Source organism: Actinokineospora sp. (genome assembly GCF_052390155.1).
GTDB lineage: Bacteria > Actinomycetota > Actinomycetes > Mycobacteriales > Pseudonocardiaceae > Actinokineospora.
This window is the reverse complement of the sequence record NZ_JBQTHF010000113.1, coordinates 1-17,972: the sequence shown is the minus strand read 5'-3', so window position 1 is coordinate 17,972 and position 17,972 is coordinate 1. Positions and strand designations below refer to the sequence as shown.

Below are 17,972 nucleotides of genomic sequence, written 5' to 3'. Positions count from 1 at the left end.
TGCCGCTACGGCAGCACAGCCGTCGCCTCGATCTCCACTTTGAGCGCCGGGTCGCCCAGGCTCGCGACACCGATCAGCGTCACGGCCGAGATCGGCAGCTCCTCGCCGTGGACCGCGGCCGCCGCCTCGAACAGCGCCGCGAGCGCCTCGGGGCCGTTGTCGACGAGGTAGAACGTCACCTTCGCCACATCGTCGATCGTCGCTCCGGCCGCGTCCAACGCGATGAGCAGGTTGCGGAACGCGCGCTCGGCCTGGGAGCGGTGGTCGGGCCCCACCACATTCCCGGTTTCGTCGAGGCCGACCTGTCCAGACACGTGCACCAGGCGTCCGCCAGTGGCGACGGTGACGTGGCAATTGCCGGGGGGCGGGCTCAGGCCCGCTGGGTTCATTCGTGTTATCGGCATGAGCAGATCCTGCAGCCACCCGGCCGCGCGAACATCAGCCCGCCGGCCGAGAAAACGCGGCAGACAGGCCCGCGCGGTACGGGTCAGCCGGGTGGCGTGAGGAAGTCGAGGAGCAGCGGGGCGAGCCGGTCCGGGCTGTCGACGTGGGCGAAGTGCGAGGTGGCGCGGAGGGTGTGGTACTCGGCGTCGGGGAGCAGGGCGTGCAGGCGCGGGCCGATGGCGGGCGGCACCATCGGGTCCCGGTCGGCGTAGACCAGCAGCAGCGGTGTCGGCGAGCCGAGACCGGCGTCGCGCCTGCGCCGCAACTGCGCCACGAAGGCGGTGAGTTCCGCGGGATCGAGCGAGTCCGCGAGGTAGCGGGTGAACGCCGCCGATCCCTCCACTGTGGACAGTGGGGCGCCGTACTCCCGGGCTTCCTCAAGGGACTTGAGGGTCTCGTCGTAGTAGTGCACGTTGCGATGTGCCCACCGCGGCGGGTCGCGGCGCACCAGTCCGGCCAGCAGTCGGCGCACCCCGGGCAGCGTCAGCGCGGTGTGCAGCGCCCGCAGCCTGGGCTCCGGGAACCCGGGCGCGTGGATCACCGCCAGCCGCCCGAAGCTCGCGGGCTCGGCGAGTGCCCGGCGCAGGCACAGGTATCCGCCCAACGAGTTGCCGACCGCGGCGCAGCCGACGATCCCCAGATGTTGCTGCAGTTCGCCGAGGAACACGCCCAGTGCCGCCGCCGAGTGCGGCCGTCCGGGCACCGGCTCGCTGCGGCCGCAGCCGGGCAGATCCGGGACGACCAGCCGGAACCGCCGCCCGAGGGGTTCGAGCAGATAGCGCCACGAGTAGCTCGACGTCATGAGGCCGTGTACGAGGAGCAGTGGCGGCGCGTCCGCCGGGCCGTGGCCGACGACGTGCACTCGGACCCGCCCGAACGGCGCCGAGTCGATCACGACCTCGGTGGCGTCCGCGTCGTGGTAGCCGTGCGGGCGCCGCGGCAGTTCGGGCAGTTCGGCGAACCGCCCGCGCCGAAACGGCGTGGGTGTGTCCACTGTGCCGACTCCTCTCGTCCTGGCCAGGACCGTCCACTATGGACTGTTCGGCGGTCGGCGCCCGCGGTCGCGGCGCAGCTCGCTGAAGGCGGTGAGCACGTGATCGATGTGCGCGTCGGTGTGGGTTGCCATGTAGCTGGTGCGCAGCATTCCCTGGCGCGGCGGGACCGCGGGGGAGACCACCGGATTGGTGTAGACCCCGCGGTCGACCAGCGCCTTCCAGGTGGCGATCGTCTCGAACTCCTCGCCGACGCGCACCGGGATGATCGGAGTTTCGCTGGCACCGCAGTCGTATCCCATCGCGCGCAGCTCGTGGCGGACCCGGTCCGCGTGCCGGTGCGCGCGGGACGGCCGGTCCGGTTCGGACTCCAGCACGTCGAGTGCGGCGAGCGTGGCCGCCGCGCTGGGCGGCGGCAGCGCGGCGCTGAACAGCAGCGGGCGCGCGTTGTGCCGGATGAACTCGATCACCTCGGCCGACCCGGCGATCACCCCGCCGACCGAGGCGAAGGACTTGCTGAACGTGCCCATCACCACGTCGACGTCGCGCACGCAGCCGAAGTGCGCCGCGGTGCCCCGCCCGCCCGGGCCGATCACGCCCAGACCGTGCGCGTCGTCGACGAAGACGCGGGCGCCGTGGGTGCGGGCGACGTCGATGATCTCCGGGAGCCGGGCGATGTCGCCGCCCATCGAGTACACGCCGTCGACCAGCACCATGGCCGGGATGCCGTCGTGCTCGGCGAGCACCCGGTCCAGGTCGTCCGGGTCGTTGTGCCGGAACCGGGCCAACTGGGCACCGGCCATCCGCACCGAGTCGATGATCGACGCGTGGATCTCCTTGTCGCACACCGCGACGTGGTCCTCGTTCATCAGCGCCGTGATCGCGCCCAGGTTGGCCTGGTAGCCGGTGGCGAACACCAGCGCCTTCTCCATGCCGATGAACCTCGCCATGCGGTCCTCCAGTTCGAGGTGCATCGCCAGGGTGCCGTTCATGAACCTGCTGCCGGTGCACGAGGTTCCGTAGCGCGCGATGGCCGACACGGCGGCGCGCAGCACCCGGATGTCGGTGGCCAGGCCGAGATAGTTGTTCGCCCCGGCCATGACCAGCCGTCTGCCGTCCAGGACCGCCTCGGTGCCCTCGCTGCGCTCCAGCGGCAGGAAGTACGGATAGAGCCCCTGGGACTTCGCCAGGGCCGCGGTCTCCAGCATCGGGTCGTCGATCATCACGTCGAACAGGTCGGTCATGGCTATCCGTCCACTCCAGACACGGCAGCGACCGCGCAGACCTCACCGTCGCGCAGGATTTGCCCGACGATCGTGCGGAACAGCCCGTCCTCGACGGACTGGGCGATGACCTCGATGTCGCCGCCCGGCGGCACCGGCCGGATGAACCGGGCGGCCAGCACGTGGGTCAGCGCGAAGTCCACAACGGACCCGCCCTCGGCGTGGCCGAGTACGATTCCGGCCTGGCCGATGGTCTCGATCTGCAGCACCCCGGGAAACAGCGGCCTGCCGGGGAAGTGCCCGGCGAAGACCTCCGCCGCGCGCGTCAGGTCGTAGCGCGCCACGACGAGGTGCCGGTCGAAGTCGAGCAGGGTGACCCGGTCGAGGAACAGGAACGGGTCGCGCTGCGGCAGGTGCCGCTCGATCTCGGCCCGCCCCAGCACCGGGTTCGTGCCGCGGTCGGCGACGAGCGGGCGCTTCTCGGCCTGTCTGAACAAGTCCGCGATCTCGTCGGACAGGGTGGCGATCACTGGAGGACCCGCTCGTCGGGGAAGACGAAGCATTCCTTCCGCCCGGTCAGGTAGGCGGCCGGGACGAGCAGCGACATGCCCTCGTCCACCACGATGACCTGCCCGGTGACCGCGTCCAGCAGACCCGAGGCCAGCGCCACGCACGCCTGGCCCACCCGCAGCGGGTCCATGAACACCTCGCCGAGGCGCTCGCGCACCGTCTCGACCAGTTCGTCGCCGAAGGTCGCGCGGGCGCCCGGAGTGTCCACATAGCCCGCGCGCACCACGTTGACCCGGACACCGTGTGGCTTGAGCCGCACGGCGAGGTAGCGGCACAGCGTCTCCAGTGCGGCCTTCGACGCGCCGATCAGGTCGTAGCCCTCATGGCAGACCTCGGGTCCGTCACTGGACATCGCCAGCACGTACTTCGGGTACCTGCCGAACTCCTCGTGCGCCTGCTGCACCAGGTCGACCACCGGCCAGGTCGTGTAGCCGAGGGAGATGTCCAGGCTGCTCTTCTTCAGGCTGTGCACGTCATCGACGATCTTGGCGAACGACACGTTGCTGACCACGGCGTGCAGTTCGCCGTTGCGTGCCCTGATCTGCGCCATCACCTCCCGGGTCGCGTCTGGATCGCTCACGTCGGCCTCGATGATCACCGGCGCCGGATGGCCCGCCGCGACGAACTCGGCGATGAGCTCGTCCTCCGCCACGCTGCCCCAGCGGTGTGTCACGAAGACCTCGGCGCCCGCGCGGGAGAACTCCATCGCGATGGCCTTGCCCAGCCCTCTGGTGCCGCCGGTGATCAGGACGGCGCGGCCGTCGATGTCGGTGGTGATCATGCAGGTTCCGTCTCGTCGGAAAGCGCGGGATAGCTTTCGAGGATGTGCGCGCGGGTTTCCGCGTGCGCGAAGACTTCGGTGTGCATCGCCAGTTCGTCGGCGATGGCCCGGTCGAGCTGCGCGCGGCGCCGGGCCGCGAGGTGGGACCGGAAGACGGCCATCGTGGTCGGCGGCGCGAGGGCCATGTCCTGTGCCAGCGCGTAGGTGTGGGCGCGCGCCTCGCGGCGCGGCACCACCGCGTGCGAGATCGGCACGCCCGCTGCCTTGATGTCCCTGCCCTTGAGCACCCGTCCGGTGAGCAGCATGTCGCGCGCGAGCGGCGCGCCGAACAGCTCTTCCAACAGCACCGTCGATCCCATGCCCGGGGTGAAGCCGAGCGCAAGGAAGTTCGCGCCGTAGAGGGATTCCTCCGCCAGGGTCGCCACATCGCACCACAGCCCGAGCATCAGCCCGCCGCCGAGCGCGTGCCCGGAAAGCAGTGCCAGGGTGGGGATCTCCAGGCTCAGCAGCAGCCGGGGGAAGCCGCCCATCAGCCGCGCGATCGCCCGCGGGGCGTCGGCGTCCATCAGCGTGTCGCGGGTCGCGCCGCTGCAGAAATGCCGGTCGCCGCCTTCGAGCACGAGCGCCCGCACACTCGGATCACGCTGGATCTCGGCTACCGCGTCGCCCAGCGCGTCCAGTGCCGCGTCGCCGACGTGTGGCGCGTCGTCGGTCGCGATCTGCAGGCCTGCGACGCCGCCCGCGTGTCGCTGGAGTCGGTAGAGCTTTCCGGTCACGTTGGTACCTCTTCGAGTCCGCCGGTGGCGCGCACGGCCGCGCCGTTGATGTAGTCGGCCCGCGCGGAGGCCAGGAACCGGACCACCGCGGCGATCTCCTCCGGTCGCCCGGTCCGGCGCAGCGGGGTCGCCGCGACCAGCGATCGGCGCAGTGTGGCGTCGATGTCCCTGGTGAGGTCGGTTTCCACGTAGCCGACGGTCACCACGTTCGCCAGCACGCCCTTGTGGCCGTACTCCTTCGCGATCGTGCGGGTCAGGCCGAGCAACCCGCCCTTGCTCGCCGCGTACGCCGCCTGCGAGGTCGCGCCCGCTTGCGACATCGAGCTGATCGAGACGATCCGCCCGCCGTCGCCCTGGGCCAGGAACTCCTGCACGGCGCGCCTGCACACCAGGAACGCGCCGGTCAGGTTGGTCGCGATCACCGCGTCGAAGTCCACAGTGGACGTCTGGACGAGCAGCGCGTCCCGGTTGATCCCGGCGTTGTTGACCACGATGTCGACTTGGTCGAACCGGTCGATCACCGCGTCGAACAACGCCTCCACGTCGGTCTCGCTGGCGACGTCCGCGCGGACGGCGAGCGCGCTGCCCGGACCGCCAAGGCGGTCGGCCTCGGCGACGACCTCATCGGTGGCGGGCCCCAGGGAGCGGGCGCAGAACGCGACCCGCGCCCCGGCGTCGGCCGCGGCCAGCACGATCGCCCGGCCGATGCCGCGCGAGCCGCCGGTCACCAGCACCACCTTGTCCCGCAGCTCCGTCGAGCCGGTCACGATGCTTCCTCGACTTCCGTGTTGTCGATCTCTGTGCGGTCGATCTCTGTGTTGTCGAGCCACGGCGGCTCGCCTGCCGCCATCCGCGCGATCCTGGCGCGCGTGCCCGCGGTGTCGTAGAGCGCCGCGAATCGACGCAGCGCGTCGGTGTCGGCATCCGGGGCCGCCATCCGCGCGGCGATCTGCTTGACCTCCCGCTGCGCGGCGCGGTCCATCCGCAGCAATCGTTTCGCGTGCCGGGCCAGCGCCTGCTCAAGATCGTCGGTGACCTCGTCCACCAGGCCGATGGCCGCGGCCGCCGCCGCGTCGATGGTGCCGCCGTCGAGCGCGAGCAGCCGGGCCCGGGCCGGGCCGACGCGCTGCGCGATGACCGGCAGTGCCACCGCGGGGATCAGCCCCACCAGCACCTCGGGCAGCCCGAACGTCGACGCCGGGGTGGCGATCACCAGGTCGGCCGCCGCGGCCAGGCCCAGCCCGCCGCCCAGCGCGACCCCGTCGACCAGCGCCACGACCGGGCAGGGCGAGCGTTCGATCGCGCGCAGCATGGCCGCGTAACTCTGTTGCGCGGTACGGACTTCGGCCGCGGGCTCGGCCAGGCCCGCCAGGTCGAGTCCCTCGCAGAACACGCCAGGGAGCCCTTCGATTGTGGCGTAGCGGGCGTCTGTCGCACCCAGACTTGTCGTGATCTCCTCGGTGCCTGTCAGGGTGATCACCGGGCGCCCGTTCGCCGCGGGCAGCCGGATCCGCAGCCGATCGCGCATGATCAGCTCCACCGGTAGGTTCGGTAGTGGTCCGCCACGTTGTCCAGCACCAGCAGCCCGCGGCCCGCGTACGCCGCTTCGTAGAGCCCTTCGGCGAGCGACGGGTCCGGCTTGAACTGCGCCTGGGTCAGGCTGCGCTCGGTGTCCAGCACGATCCGCTCGTACTCGGCCACGTCCACCAGCCTGCGCGCGGCGAGCTGCTCGGCCAACCGGTGTCCGGCCACGGTTTCCCTCGCGGCACTGCCGAACCGGCCACTGAAGAACTCCGCGCAGGAACCGGAACCGTAGGAGTACAGCCCGATCCGGGTCCCCGGGGTGACCGACGGCGCGTGATCCACCAGCGCGGCGAGCGTGGTCCACAGGCTGCCCGAGTAGGTGTTGCCCAGTTCTTGGGTGTAGGTAAGGGAAGGCAGCACCATCCGGGTGAAGCTCTCGGCGGGGTCGGCGTCGGGGTCGGCCGCTTCCAGCAGCAGCCCGTGTGCCTGCTGGACCAGCGGCGTGATCGGCGTGTGGTAGATGACGTGCGCGAACTCCGCGAAGACGTCCGCGCCCGCGGCCTCGCGATAACCGGCCCACGCCAACTCGAACAGGTCCAGGTACGCGGCGAGCGACAGTCCTGAGTGGATGGTCTCCAGTACGGGCGTCGGCCGCATCACGTCGTACACCTCACGCGCGGCGACACCGTTCTCGTCATCCAGGACCAGCACCCGGGGATCGGCGGTCACCGCCATCGCGACGGCACCGGCCCCCTCGGCGGGTTCGCCCGGATCGTGGAACAGCCGCCGGGCCATGTCGGTGGTGATGACCAGTGCGCTCTTCGCCGGATTCGCGCCGACCCAGTCGGCGGCCAGGCGCAGTGCCGCGGTGCCCGCGTAGCAGGCGTGCTTGACCTCCAGGTGCCTGCATCGGTGCGTGAGCCCCAAATGCTTGTGCACGTAGGAACTCAGCGGCTTCGCATAGTCCACACCGGACTCGGTGGCCACGATGAGCAGCCCGTAGCGGTCCGGGTCGGCGGCGCCCTGCAGCGCGCGGGCGGCGTTGACCGCCAGCGTCACCGGGTCCTCGAAGCTCGGCGGCAGGGAGCGGCGCAGCAGCCGCAGTCGCCGAGCGTCGCGTTCCGTGCCGCCGCGGGCGATCGTGAGTGCCGTCGCGTCGACGGCCATTGTGCTGCCGTAGAAGGTGATGTCGTCGATGCCGACTGCGGTCTTCATGAGTGCTTTCCTTCGACGTCAGGGAGTCAGCCGCGGCACGTCGCGCACCGCGCCGGACACGTAGACCGCGTCCCCGGTGACGAACGACGCCTCGGCCGAGGCAAGGAAGAGGATCGCGTCGGCGACCTCCTCGGGTCGTCCGAACCGGTTGTGCGGGCTGAGTTTGGCCAGTCTCGCCTTGGCGGCGGGGTCGTAGTCGCGGGTCATGTCGGTGTCGACGAACCCGGGAACCACCGCGTTGCAGGCGATGCCGCGGCGGCCGTACTCCTTGGCCACGCTGCGGGTCAGCGAGAGCAGCGCGGACTTCGACGCCGCGTAGCCCGCCGCGCCGACCAGGCCGTTGGCGGTGAACGAGGCGACGTTGACGATCCGGCCGCCGCCGTCCTGGGTCAGCATCTCGCCGACCGCCCGCCTGCAGGTCAGGAACGGTCCGCGCAGGTTGACCCCGATGACCTCGTTCCAGTCCGCCAGGGTCGCCCGCACCAGCAGCGCGTCCCGGGCCACGCCCGCGTTGTTGACCACCACGTCGATCGAGGGCAGCACCTCCCCGGCCACGTCGAACAGCCGCTCGACGTCGTCCTCGGCGGCGATGTCGGCCGGGACGAACCACGCCCGGCCCCCCGCGGCGCGCACGGCCGACTCGACCTCCGCGCCGGTCGCGGCCGACTCGGCCCGCCCGCAGAACACCACCTCCGCGCCCTCGGCCGCGGCCGCGAGCACGACCTTCCTGCCGATGCCGCGAGTGCCGCCCGTGACGACGAATCCCTTACGGTCGAAGCGATCCGACATGGGCACCTCCGACGCCGCGGTGCGCCGCGGTCAGGTCGTCGAACGTGACCCGCCGGATCTCGGGGGTCGTCAACGACGCGAATTTGAGTGCCGCCGCACCCGGCCCGCAGCCGATGAAGCGCTGAACTCCCATCTGGGCCAGCGTTTTCAGACTCTCCTCGAACAGGACTGGCGCGACGATCTGGTCCACAAGGGACTGTCGGACGGCCTCGGCGTCCCGCAGCGGGCACGCGGTCACGTTGTCCACCACCGGAACACGCGGCGCGGCGACCGGCGTCTCGGCCACCATGCCTGCGAACTCGGGCACCATCGGCGCGAGCAGTTCGCAGTGGAACGGTGCGCTGACCGGCAGGTCGGTGGTGCCGCCGCCTGCCTCCCAGCACGCCGCCGCGGCGGCCGCCACGGCCGCGGTCTCCCCGGAGAGCACGAGCCGGCCCGGCGCGTTGAAGCACGCCACGTCGACGACGCCGTGCGTCCGGCCCGTCGCGCAGGCCGCCGCCACCTCGGTCATGGTCAGCCCGGCCACCGCCACCATCGCGCCGCGGCCCCGCGGGACGGTCCGCTGCATCAGCCGCCCGCGGGCGGCGACCAGCCGTACCGCGTCCGCCAACCCCAGCGCGCCCGCCAACACCAGCGCGGTGTACTGGCCGAGGCTGTGGCCCGCGAGCGCGACCGGTTCGACACCGAGCAGCCGCAGGTGCTCACCCTGCGCGACCCCGAGGGCGAGCAGGGCGGGCTGGGCGACCTCGGTCCGCCGCAGCACGTCCTGCGGGCCCTCGGCCATCCACCGCGACAGCGGTTGACCGAGAGCCTGCTCGGCGAGCGCGAAGGTCTCCCGGCAGCCGCCGCACACCGCCGCCAGGTCGGCACCCATCCCGACCCGCTCACTGCCCTGGCCCGCCAGCAGCAGCGCGGTCGACTCGGCAGTCACCGGTGACTGCCGATGACCAGGCACGAGTTGATCCCGCCGAAGCCGAACGAGTTCGAGATGGCCGTGTCGATCCGGTGCTCCCTGGCCACGTTCGGGACGAAGTCCAGGCCGAGCGCTGGGTCCTCGGTCTCCTGGTTGATCGTCGGGTGCAGCACACCGTGCCGGATCTGCAGGGTGGTGGCGATCATCTCGATGACCCCGGCCGAGGTGAGCGAGTGGCCGACCATCGACTTGGTGGAGTTCATCGGGGTGTGCGGCGCGCGCTCGCCGAGCACCTCCTTGACCGCCGCCACCTCCACCGCGTCGCCGAGCGGGGTCGAGGTCGCGTGCGCGTTCACGTAGTCGATCTGCTCCGCCGTGACCCGCGCGTCGGCCAGCGCGCCGCGCATCGCGCGCCGCTGGCCCTCCTGGTGCGGGCGGGTCTGCCGGTTCGCGTCCGACGCGGCGGCGCCGCCGAGCAGTTCGGCGTAGATCGTCGCGCCGCGCCGCCGAGCACTGGCCAGCGACTCGATGACCACCGCGGCCGAGCCCTCGCTCGGCACGAAACCCTCGCGCCGGGCGTCGAAGGGCCTGCTCGCCCTGGTCGGGTCGTCGTTGAACGACGTGAACGTCAGCGCCTCGATGATCACCCACGAGTGCACCACCAGCGGGTCCATCGCGATCGTGCCGCCGGTGACCACGACCGCGTCCGCCCGCCCGGCGCGGATCATGTCCAGGCCGTTGAGGGCGGCGAGGTTCCCGCTCGCGCACGCGCCGCCGATCATGAAGCCCGGTCCGCGCAGGCTCAGTAGCTCGCCGACCGCGCCCACGACGTCGGTGTCCAGGTTCACCATGCCGAACAGCGGGTCGATGAACTCCGGCTCCTCGGCGAAGGTGCGGCTGTTCGCGACGATGTTCGGGGTGTTCAGGTTGTGCCCGGCCAGTACGTGCCCGATGCGCTCGGACTCCGGCGGGTGCACCCCGAATCCCGCGTCGACGTAGGCCTGCAGCGCGGCCGCCGCGGTCAGCGTGCCCGAGTGCGGGGTGACCCGGAGGATGCGCTTGGCCGCCTTGGTCAGCTCCGCGGGGTAGTCGGCTCCGACGCGGTCGAGGTGCTCGTCGAGGTCGAAGTCGCTCAGGTCTCCGGCGACCCGGCACGCCACCCGGTCGTCCATGTCCTTCCAGTTGGTGATGCCGGACCGGCCGCCGACAAGGCCGGACCAGAGGTCTGGAACGTTGTCGGCCAGGCAGGTGACCGCGCCCAGTCCGGTAATCACGACCCGCTGCTCGGGGGGCCTGTCCATGGCGTCTTCCACCCTTTGCGGTCGTCGGTTTCTCAGGCCGCGGCGAAGCGTTCGAAGATGTCCACCAGCTCGCCGATGTTGGCTGCCTTCGACAGCTCGGTGCGCGGCACCTTGACCTTGAGTTCCTTCATCGAGCGCGAGACGACCTCGACGATCTCCAGCGAGTCGGCGCCGAAGTCGTCCTTCAGGCTCGCCTCCGGGGAGATCTCCGTGCCCCGGGCGCCTTCCACGACCTTCGTGATGTTGCCCTGGATCACGGCGAGGATCTCGGCACGCGTGACAACCGCTGCAGACATGCGTAGTTCACCTTTCAATTTTCAGGTATGTGAATACTGAGTGCTACCGACAAAGTAGACGGGTGTCCATCAGTTCGCGGCACTGTACTACCCGGCTGATCAAGAGTCGGACACGGGGAGAACAGCGGACCAGGCGCCGACGCGATCGCCGTCATCAACATCACCGACGGCCTGGTCACCGGCAGCCCGTTCGACGGGGCCGACCTCACCGAGTGGGCCAAGCGGCTCACCACGATCGAGATCTCGGACGGCGCCACCCTGCTGCTCGACAACTCCCTGTCCGCTGGTCGACCTGGACGACGGCGCCCGCGGGTCCGTGTTCAACGCCGGGCTGTCGACCCTGATGAAGTTCCGGGACCGGTGAGAGCGGCCGATGGTGTTCGCGCACTCGGTGTGCTTGTCGCTGGAGAAGGCGGGCAATACCGCGGCGGAGTAGGAGGACGCCGCGGGCTGCGGCGACGGCGACCATGGCGCGGATGACGGACCGGCTCGCGTTCGGCAGCGGCCCACTGCTGCCCGGCGACCTGCTGTTCGTCGCGACGGACGCGTTCGCGCACTGGATGCTCGGCCAGGCGGCCCCGGACCAGGCCGCGCTGTGGGCCGTGCTCGCCGACCTCCACCACGACGCGACCTTCGCCGCGCTGGTGGCCGACCAGCGGGCGGCGTCCTGCGCGTCGGGGATCACCGCGGTAGTGCCATGATCGCGAACTCCGACGGCGGCATCCCGGTGCGGGTCGTCATCCTGCTGCTGCAACTGCTGCCGTGCGGGATGCTCTTCCCGGTCGACGGCAGGCTCGGTACGCGCTCGACCGGCGCCGCCCAGGACGCAAGAGAGAACGGGGCGGCGCCGGTCGAGGTGCTAGATGACCTCGGAAAGCTTGCCCGAGGCCACGTCGAAGACGAACCCGCGCACCTGGTCGGTGTGCGGGATGAACGGGCTGGTCCGCACCCGCGCCAGGGACTGGCGCACGTCGGTCTCCAGGTCGCCGAACGCCTCGGACGACCAGGCGGGCTTGATCCCGGTCTCCGCCCGGATTCCCTCGCGGAATTCCTCGTCGGAGAAGGTGAGCATGCCGCAGTCGGTGTGGTGGATCAGGATGATCTCGCGGGTGCCGAGCAGCCGCTGGCTGATCGCCAGCGAGCGGATCTCGTCCTCGGTGACCACGCCGCCCGCGTTGCGGATGACGTGCGAGTCGCCCTCTTCGAGGCCGAGGACGCCGTAGACGTTGAGCCGCGCGTCCATGCACGCCACGACGGCGACGTGGTTGGCGGGCGGGAGGGGCAGCGGGCCTTCGAAGGTCTCCGCGTAGCGGGCGTTGTTGGCGAGCAGGTCGTCCGTGACGGACATGATGGGCCTTTCCGGTGTGTCGGAAGCGGACCATCCCGGAGCCACCGTCCAAGGCGCGGCCGGGATGGCGTACCTGACGGCACGGCCGCACGAGTCGAGTGGTCAGACCCGTACGGCCACCGGACATGCCTCATCGAACAGCCGCGGCCGGCGCGAAGGCCAGAACGGTTCCAGATCGCTGGGGGGCATGACCATAGCCAATGCGCTCATGCGCACGAACGCAACCGGTGCCCACCAGTTGGGCGAACGCGGTCCGACCACACCGGCCGGGTTCCCGCGTCGAAAGCTTTTACCTGCGCCAGGAGGTGCGGCGCTTGTGGACCAGCCAGCCCACGCCCGCGAGCAGGCCGACACCCACCCCGATCAGCCACAGGTCCTCGGTGAGGCCGGTGTGGTTGCCGATGAGCATCCCGAACATCGCCAGGCCCACGAGGATGCCCGCGAAGGCGGTCGCGCGGGGGAAGGACCCGTGCCAACCCCACTCGGCCGACGGCTCGTCCTGCGGGCTCACCGTCTGCGCGGCGGCCGTGGCCTTGCGCTTCTCCAGTCCCGTGCCCGCCACGTGCGTCCTCCTGGCTGTTCGATCGTTGCTGTTCGATCGGTGCCGGGTCATAGTTTCACACCCCGGACAGCCCGAAGGCGCCGTGGTGTCCACGGCGCCCTCGGGTGTGAGCCGGTCTCGCGTTACGCGCGGGCCCTGCCCCGACCTCGGCCGGTGACCAGTCGGTAGATGCCGAGCAGGATCAGGGAGCCGAGAATGGCGAGCAGCCAGGTCTGCAGCGAGAAGAAGTTCTCCAGCCCGCCGCCGAAAATGGCGTTGCCGATGAAGCCGCCGATAATAGCGCCGACGATGCCGATCAGAATCGTCACGATGATGCCGCCCGGGTCGTTACCAGGCATGATGGCCTTGGCGATGAGACCGGCGATCAGTCCGAGGATGATCCAGCCGATAATGCCCATCGAAGTGCTCCTTCCTCATGACCGCCGGGTGTCCCGGAAGTCGTACGCTGTTGCCGGTGATATGCCCCGGCTGGTGGCGGATCACGCCTTCGGAGCGAAAGTATTTTCGGATTGGACCGAACGGGCTAACCTAGGTTGCTACCGTCGGGTCAGCGGGCGAGACGCGCGCCACGCCCCGCGGTGGCGTACGGCCCTCGGCCATCGGGAACAATGGAGGGTGATGACAGCCTCCCTCGCGCGCGGCGACGACCGCGGACGCTCGCTCCTGGTGCTCGGCTCGACCGGCTCGGTCGGCACCCAGGCCCTCGACCTCGTGGCCGCCAACCCCGACCGGTTCTCCGTCGCCGGGGTGGCCGCGGGCGGCGCCGACCCGGCCCTGCTCGCCGAGCAGGCCCTGCGCTTCGGGGTGGCCGCGATCGCCGTGACCAGGGCGACCGCCGCCCAGGACGTGCAGCTCGCGCTGTTCGCCGAGGCGCAGCGGCGCGACTACTCGCGCGGCGGGTTCCGCATGCCACGCGTCTTCGCGGGCCCGGACGCGGTCACCGAGCTGATCGAGGCGGTCCCGGCGGACATCGTGCTCAACGCGATCACCGGCTCGCGCGGCCTCGCGCCGACGCTCAAGGCGCTGGAGTCCGGCGCCACCCTGGCCCTGGCCAACAAGGAGTCGCTGATCGCGGGCGGCTCGCTGGTGCTGCGCGCCGCCAAGCCCGGCCAGCTCGTCCCGGTCGACTCCGAGCACTCCGCGATGGCGCAGGCGCTGCGCGGCGGCCGGGCCGACGAGGTCGACCGGCTCGTGCTCACCGCGTCCGGCGGCCCGTTCCGCGGCAGGCGCCGGGCCGACCTCGCCGACGTCACCGCGCGGGACGCGCTGGCCCACCCGACCTGGGCGATGGGGCCGGTGATCACGATCAACTCGGCCACCCTGGTCAACAAGGCGCTGGAGCTGATCGAGGCACACCTGCTGTTCGACGTGCCGTACGACCGCATCGACGTCGTCGTGCACCCGCAGTCGATCGTGCACTCCATGGTCACCTTCACCGACGGCTCGACGCTGGCCCAGGCCAGCCCGCCGGACATGCGGCTGCCCATCGCGCTGGCGCTGGCCTGGCCCGACCGGGTCCCCGGCGCGGCCAAGGCGTGCGACTGGAGCGAGGCCACCGAGTGGACCTTCGAACCGCTCGACCACGACACGTTCCCGGCCGTGCGCATCGCGCGGGCGGCGGGGGAGACCGGCGGTTGCCTGCCCGCGGTCTACAACGCGGCGAACGAGGAGGCGGTGGCCGCGTTCCTGCGAGGCGACGCCACCTTCACAGCCATTGTGGACACTGTTGAGCGGGTACTCGACGACGCAGGCGCCTGGCAGGGCGAGCCGCGCGACGTCGAGGAGGTGTTCGCCGCCGAGCACTGGGCCCGCGCCCGCGCGCGAGAATTCCTCGCGGTGACCGCTGGCCCGCGCGACGCCGCCGGGCCGGGAAGGGACTGACCGTGCTCGAATGGCTCCTGTGGCTGATCGTCTTCGCGCTGGGCATCTGTGTGTCCGTCGCGCTGCACGAGGCAGGGCACATGCTCACCGCCAAGGCGTTCGGCATGAAGGTCCGGCGGTACTTCGTCGGCTTCGGCCCGAAGGTCTTCTCCTTCCGCCGCGGTGAGACCGAGTACGGCCTCAAGGCCATCCCGGCAGGCGGGTTCTGCGACATCGCGGGCATGACCGCGCTCGACGAGGTCACCCCGGAGGAGGCGCCCCGGGCGATGTGGCGCTACCCGGTGTGGAAGCGCGTGGTGGTGCTCTCCGCCGGCTCAATAACGCACTTCATCGTCGGGTTCATCATCCTGTACATGATGGCGATCACTCTGGGCCTGCCGAACTACACCGAGCGCCCACTGGTCGGCGCCACCGACTGCGCGGCGGCGCGGCAGGACCCGAAGACCCTCAAACTCGCGGAGTGCGGTTCGGGCGACCCGTCGCCCGCCGCCACCGCGGGCATCCGCGAGGGCGACGAGATCGTCGGCGTCAACGGCCAGCCGGTGGCCACCTGGACCGAACTGGTCACCAAGGTCCGCGACCTGCGCGGCACCAACACCTTCCTGGTCGAACGCGACGGCGAACAGCGCACGGTGCGCGTCGACGTGGCGACTGTGCAGCGCACGGCCACCAACTCGGTCGTGGGCCGCGACGACAACAGGGTCGTCCAGGTCGGTGCCGTCGGCATCGCCCCCGGCGGCATGGTGCAGTTCGGCGGTCTCGCGGCTGTCGGCGGCACGGTCACCTTCACCGGTGAGATGTTCGCCAAGACCTGGGAAGGGCTCATGCGCTTCCCGGAGAAGATCCCGGCCGTCGTCCGCGCGATCGGCGGCGCGGAGAACGACCCGGAGCGCCCGATCAGCGTCGTCGGCGCCAGCGTCATCGGCGCGGACGCCGCCGAGCGGGGCCTCTGGGAGATCTTCATCCTGATGCTGGCCGCGCTGAACTTCTTCGTCGGCGTGTTCAACCTGCTCCCGCTGCTCCCGCTCGACGGCGGCCATATCGCCATCGCGCTCTACGAGAAGGTGCGCGACCTGCTGCGCAAGCTGCGCGGCAAGGCCCCCGCGGGCCCGGTCGACTACACCAGGCTCACCGGCATCACCATGGTGCTGGTCCTGGTCGGCGGCGCGGTCGTGCTGCTCACGGTCACCGCGGACATCGTCAACCCCATTCGATTGCAGTAATTCCTCAGGAGAGGCCCAGATGTCCGACGTGATGCTCGGCATGCCGACGTTGCCGCCGACGGTGCTGTCCGAGCGCCGCAAGACCCGGCAGCTCCAGGTGGGACCGGTCGGCGTCGGCAGCGAACACCCGATCTCGGTCCAGTCGATGACGACGACGGTGACGGCGGACGTGAACGCGACGCTGCAGCAGATCGCGGAGTTGACCGCGGCGGGCTGCGACATCGTCCGCGTCGCCTGCCCGACCCAGGACGACGCGGAGGCGTTGCCCGCGATCGCCCGCAAGTCGCAGATCCCGGTGATCGCGGACATCCACTTCCAGCCGAAGTACGTCTTCGCGGCGATCGAGGCGGGGTGTGCGGCGGTCCGGGTGAACCCGGGCAACATCCGCAAGTTCGACGACCAGGTCAAGGAGATCGCGCGGGCCGCGAAGGATCACGGGACGCCGATACGGATCGGCGTCAACGCGGGTTCGCTGGACCCCCGTTTGCTGGCGAAATACGGCAAGGCGACTCCCGAGGCGCTGGCCGAGTCGGCTATGTGGGAGGCATCGCTGTTCGCCGAGCACGATTTCCACGACATCAAGATCTCGGTCAAGCACAACGATCCCGTCGTGATGATTCGCGCGTACGAACTGTTGGCCGAACAGTGTGATTATCCGCTGCACCTGGGTGTCACCGAGGCGGGTCCCGCGTTCCAGGGCACCATCAAGTCCGCCGTCGCCTTCGGCGCCCTGTTGCGTCAGGGAATCGGTGACACAATCCGGGTGTCGCTCTCCGCCCCGCCGGTGGAGGAAGTCAAGGTCGGCACCCAGATCCTGCAGTCGCTCAACCTGCGCCCGCGCAAACTGGAGATCGTCTCCTGCCCCTCCTGCGGCCGCGCCCAGGTAGACGTCTACAAACTGGCCGACGAGGTCACCGCGGGCCTGGAGGGCATGGAAGTCCCCCTGCGCGTCGCCGTCATGGGCTGCGTGGTCAACGGCCCCGGCGAAGCCCGCGAAGCCGACCTCGGCGTCGCCAGCGGCAATGGGAAGGGCCAGATCTTCGTCCGGGGCGAGGTCATCAAGACCGTCCCCGAACACCAGATCGTGGAAACCCTCATCGAGGAAGCCCTGCGCCTGGCCGAAGAAATGGGCGACCCAGTCGATGGCGAGACCGGCGCGCCTAGCGTCACCGTCGGCTGATGCCCGTTCCAGCAGTACATTTCCGGTACTGGAGTCGGCGTTGACAGGAGGCGGAGCCTAGATGTATCTCTCCCGGGTGACGTTGCGTAACATTCGGGGGTTTCACGGCGCCCGCGACGTGGAAATCGCACTCCGGCGACCAGACGAGTCCTATGCCGGGTGGACTGTGATTGCGGGCCGGAATGGTTCTGGGAAAACGTCGTTCCTCCGCGGCATCGCTCTCGCGGTCAGTGGTCCGGCAGTCGCCCGGAGTCTGGTTCCAGACTTCGATAACTGGGTTTCGGCAGATTGTCGACAAGCTCGGGCCGAGGTTCGGATCGCCTATGATTCGAATTTCGACCGATTCGGCCAGGGTAGGCCGCCGAAGGGGGAGTTCACCGCAGGTCTGGAGTGGACCATTCCCGAAGAATCGGGAGCGACCGCGCGAAGGGTCGTCCAGCCCGCACTGGCCTCGCTCGGCAGCGCGAGAAACAAGAGCCTGTCGGTGCGAGGGCCGTGGCAAGATAACCCGAATGGCTGGTTCTGTGCGGCTTACGGGCCCTTTCGGCGGTTGGTAGGTGGCGCCGGAGACGCACAACGCCTGATGCTGAGCCCTGGACCGGTTGCTCGACTGGTCAGTCTGTTTCACGAGGACGCGTCGCTTGCCGAAGGTGTCGGCTGGCTCATCGAGCAACATCTCCGCCATCTGGAACAACGGCCGGGGGCTGAACAAACAAAGACGGCCGCGCTGGCGATCCTGTCCGATGGTCTCCTTCCGGACGGTTACCGCATCGAAGGCGTCGATTCGGACGGCCTGTGGGTACGCAATGGCGACAACCGGTTTCCACTGCGCGAGATGAGTGACGGTTATCGCACGGTCGCGTCCCTCGTCGTTGGAGAGGGAAAGCAAAGAAAACACGCCTCTGGCGCCAGTACGCAACAAAAAAGCCACCCAAAGGTGGGGCGAGGGGTTAC

General features: G+C 70.2%; 21 protein-coding genes. 5 read left to right on the top strand and 16 right to left on the bottom strand.

The window, feature by feature from the left end:
* Nucleotides 1-5 precede the first annotated feature (5 nt).
* The 13 genes from ACT4N7_RS27830 to ACT4N7_RS27770 all read right to left on the bottom strand — a co-directional run bounded on the left by ACT4N7_RS27830 (nucleotide 6) and on the right by ACT4N7_RS27770 (nucleotide 10,824).
* Complete coding sequence (locus ACT4N7_RS27830; protein WP_444831838.1) at nucleotides 6-404, bottom strand: RidA family protein; 399 nt, start codon at nucleotides 402-404, stop codon at nucleotides 6-8.
* An 83-nt stretch (nucleotides 405-487) separates the two neighbouring features.
* Complete coding sequence (locus tag ACT4N7_RS27825; protein ID WP_444831837.1) at nucleotides 488-1,438, bottom strand: alpha/beta fold hydrolase; 951 nt, start codon at nucleotides 1,436-1,438, stop codon at nucleotides 488-490.
* A 36-nt stretch (nucleotides 1,439-1,474) separates the two neighbouring features.
* Nucleotides 1,475-2,680 (bottom strand): aminotransferase class I/II-fold pyridoxal phosphate-dependent enzyme, encoded by a 1,206-nt coding sequence (locus tag ACT4N7_RS27820; RefSeq protein ID WP_444831836.1) that lies wholly within the window; start codon nucleotides 2,678-2,680, stop codon nucleotides 1,475-1,477.
* A 2-nt stretch (nucleotides 2,681-2,682) separates the two neighbouring features.
* On the bottom strand, nucleotides 2,683-3,189 hold the full coding sequence (locus ACT4N7_RS27815; protein WP_444831835.1) for a 3-hydroxyacyl-ACP dehydratase FabZ family protein: 507 nt from the start codon (nucleotides 3,187-3,189) through the stop codon (nucleotides 2,683-2,685).
* The gene (locus ACT4N7_RS27810) at nucleotides 3,186-4,010 is read right to left on the bottom strand and encodes an SDR family NAD(P)-dependent oxidoreductase (RefSeq protein ID WP_444831834.1); all 825 of its coding nucleotides are present in this window, start codon (nucleotides 4,008-4,010) and stop codon (nucleotides 3,186-3,188) included. Before ACT4N7_RS27810 ends, ACT4N7_RS27815 begins: the two co-directional genes overlap by 4 nt.
* Nucleotides 4,007-4,786, bottom strand: coding sequence for an enoyl-CoA hydratase-related protein (locus ACT4N7_RS27805; RefSeq protein WP_444831833.1), 780 nt, complete (start codon nucleotides 4,784-4,786; stop codon nucleotides 4,007-4,009). The genes ACT4N7_RS27810 and ACT4N7_RS27805 overlap by 4 nt, the downstream gene beginning before the upstream one ends.
* On the bottom strand, nucleotides 4,783-5,553 hold the full coding sequence (locus ACT4N7_RS27800; protein WP_444831832.1) for an SDR family NAD(P)-dependent oxidoreductase: 771 nt from the start codon (nucleotides 5,551-5,553) through the stop codon (nucleotides 4,783-4,785). Before ACT4N7_RS27800 ends, ACT4N7_RS27805 begins: the two co-directional genes overlap by 4 nt.
* A complete protein-coding gene (locus ACT4N7_RS27795) occupies nucleotides 5,550-6,314 on the bottom strand; it encodes an enoyl-CoA hydratase-related protein (RefSeq protein WP_444831831.1) in 765 nt (254 codons plus the stop codon). The genes ACT4N7_RS27800 and ACT4N7_RS27795 overlap by 4 nt, the downstream gene beginning before the upstream one ends.
* A gap of 2 nt (nucleotides 6,315-6,316) precedes the next feature.
* Nucleotides 6,317-7,525, bottom strand: coding sequence for a hydroxymethylglutaryl-CoA synthase family protein (locus tag ACT4N7_RS27790; protein ID WP_444831830.1), 1,209 nt, complete (start codon nucleotides 7,523-7,525; stop codon nucleotides 6,317-6,319).
* 18 nt (nucleotides 7,526-7,543) lie between these two features.
* Nucleotides 7,544-8,314, bottom strand: a complete 771-nt coding sequence (locus ACT4N7_RS27785) for an SDR family NAD(P)-dependent oxidoreductase (protein WP_444831829.1) — start codon at nucleotides 8,312-8,314, stop codon at nucleotides 7,544-7,546.
* Nucleotides 8,292-9,245, bottom strand: a complete 954-nt coding sequence (locus tag ACT4N7_RS27780) for an ACP S-malonyltransferase (RefSeq protein WP_444831828.1) — start codon at nucleotides 9,243-9,245, stop codon at nucleotides 8,292-8,294. The genes ACT4N7_RS27785 and ACT4N7_RS27780 overlap by 23 nt, the downstream gene beginning before the upstream one ends.
* On the bottom strand, nucleotides 9,242-10,528 hold the full coding sequence (locus ACT4N7_RS27775; protein ID WP_444831827.1) for a beta-ketoacyl-[acyl-carrier-protein] synthase family protein: 1,287 nt from the start codon (nucleotides 10,526-10,528) through the stop codon (nucleotides 9,242-9,244). Before ACT4N7_RS27775 ends, ACT4N7_RS27780 begins: the two co-directional genes overlap by 4 nt.
* A 32-nt stretch (nucleotides 10,529-10,560) precedes the next feature.
* Nucleotides 10,561-10,824, bottom strand: a complete 264-nt coding sequence (locus tag ACT4N7_RS27770) for a phosphopantetheine-binding protein (RefSeq protein WP_444831826.1) — start codon at nucleotides 10,822-10,824, stop codon at nucleotides 10,561-10,563.
* A 476-nt stretch (nucleotides 10,825-11,300) separates the two neighbouring features.
* On the opposite strand from ACT4N7_RS27770, the gene ACT4N7_RS27765 reads away from it, so the two are divergent.
* Nucleotides 11,301-11,525 carry a hypothetical protein gene (locus tag ACT4N7_RS27765; protein WP_444831825.1) on the top strand — a complete coding sequence of 75 codons (225 nt, stop codon included), beginning with the start codon at nucleotides 11,301-11,303 and terminating at the stop codon, nucleotides 11,523-11,525.
* A 158-nt stretch (nucleotides 11,526-11,683) separates the two neighbouring features.
* Here the strand turns inward: ACT4N7_RS27765 and ACT4N7_RS27760 are convergent, their stop codons facing one another.
* The 3 genes from ACT4N7_RS27760 to ACT4N7_RS27750 form a co-directional block, all read right to left on the bottom strand.
* On the bottom strand, nucleotides 11,684-12,172 hold the full coding sequence (locus tag ACT4N7_RS27760; RefSeq protein WP_444831824.1) for a beta-class carbonic anhydrase: 489 nt from the start codon (nucleotides 12,170-12,172) through the stop codon (nucleotides 11,684-11,686).
* 289 nt (nucleotides 12,173-12,461) lie between these two features.
* On the bottom strand, nucleotides 12,462-12,734 hold the full coding sequence (locus ACT4N7_RS27755; protein WP_444831823.1) for a DUF2631 domain-containing protein: 273 nt from the start codon (nucleotides 12,732-12,734) through the stop codon (nucleotides 12,462-12,464).
* A gap of 122 nt (nucleotides 12,735-12,856) precedes the next feature.
* Complete coding sequence (locus ACT4N7_RS27750) at nucleotides 12,857-13,132, bottom strand: GlsB/YeaQ/YmgE family stress response membrane protein (RefSeq protein WP_444831822.1); 276 nt, start codon at nucleotides 13,130-13,132, stop codon at nucleotides 12,857-12,859.
* 220 nt (nucleotides 13,133-13,352) lie between these two features.
* On the opposite strand from ACT4N7_RS27750, the gene dxr reads away from it, so the two are divergent.
* The 4 genes from dxr to ACT4N7_RS27730 all read left to right on the top strand — a co-directional run.
* Nucleotides 13,353-14,615, top strand: coding sequence for a 1-deoxy-D-xylulose-5-phosphate reductoisomerase (dxr, locus tag ACT4N7_RS27745; RefSeq protein ID WP_444831821.1), 1,263 nt, complete (start codon nucleotides 13,353-13,355; stop codon nucleotides 14,613-14,615).
* Between the two features lie 2 nt (nucleotides 14,616-14,617).
* Nucleotides 14,618-15,838 (top strand): M50 family metallopeptidase, encoded by a 1,221-nt coding sequence (locus ACT4N7_RS27740; protein WP_444831820.1) that lies wholly within the window; start codon nucleotides 14,618-14,620, stop codon nucleotides 15,836-15,838.
* Nucleotides 15,839-15,878: 40 nt separating this feature from the next.
* The gene (gene ispG / locus ACT4N7_RS27735) at nucleotides 15,879-17,018 is read left to right on the top strand and encodes a flavodoxin-dependent (E)-4-hydroxy-3-methylbut-2-enyl-diphosphate synthase (RefSeq protein WP_444831852.1); all 1,140 of its coding nucleotides are present in this window, start codon (nucleotides 15,879-15,881) and stop codon (nucleotides 17,016-17,018) included.
* Nucleotides 17,019-17,079: 61 nt separating this feature from the next.
* Nucleotides 17,080-17,972 (top strand): AAA family ATPase (locus tag ACT4N7_RS27730; RefSeq protein WP_444831819.1); only part of this gene is annotated, 893 nt, incomplete at its 3' end.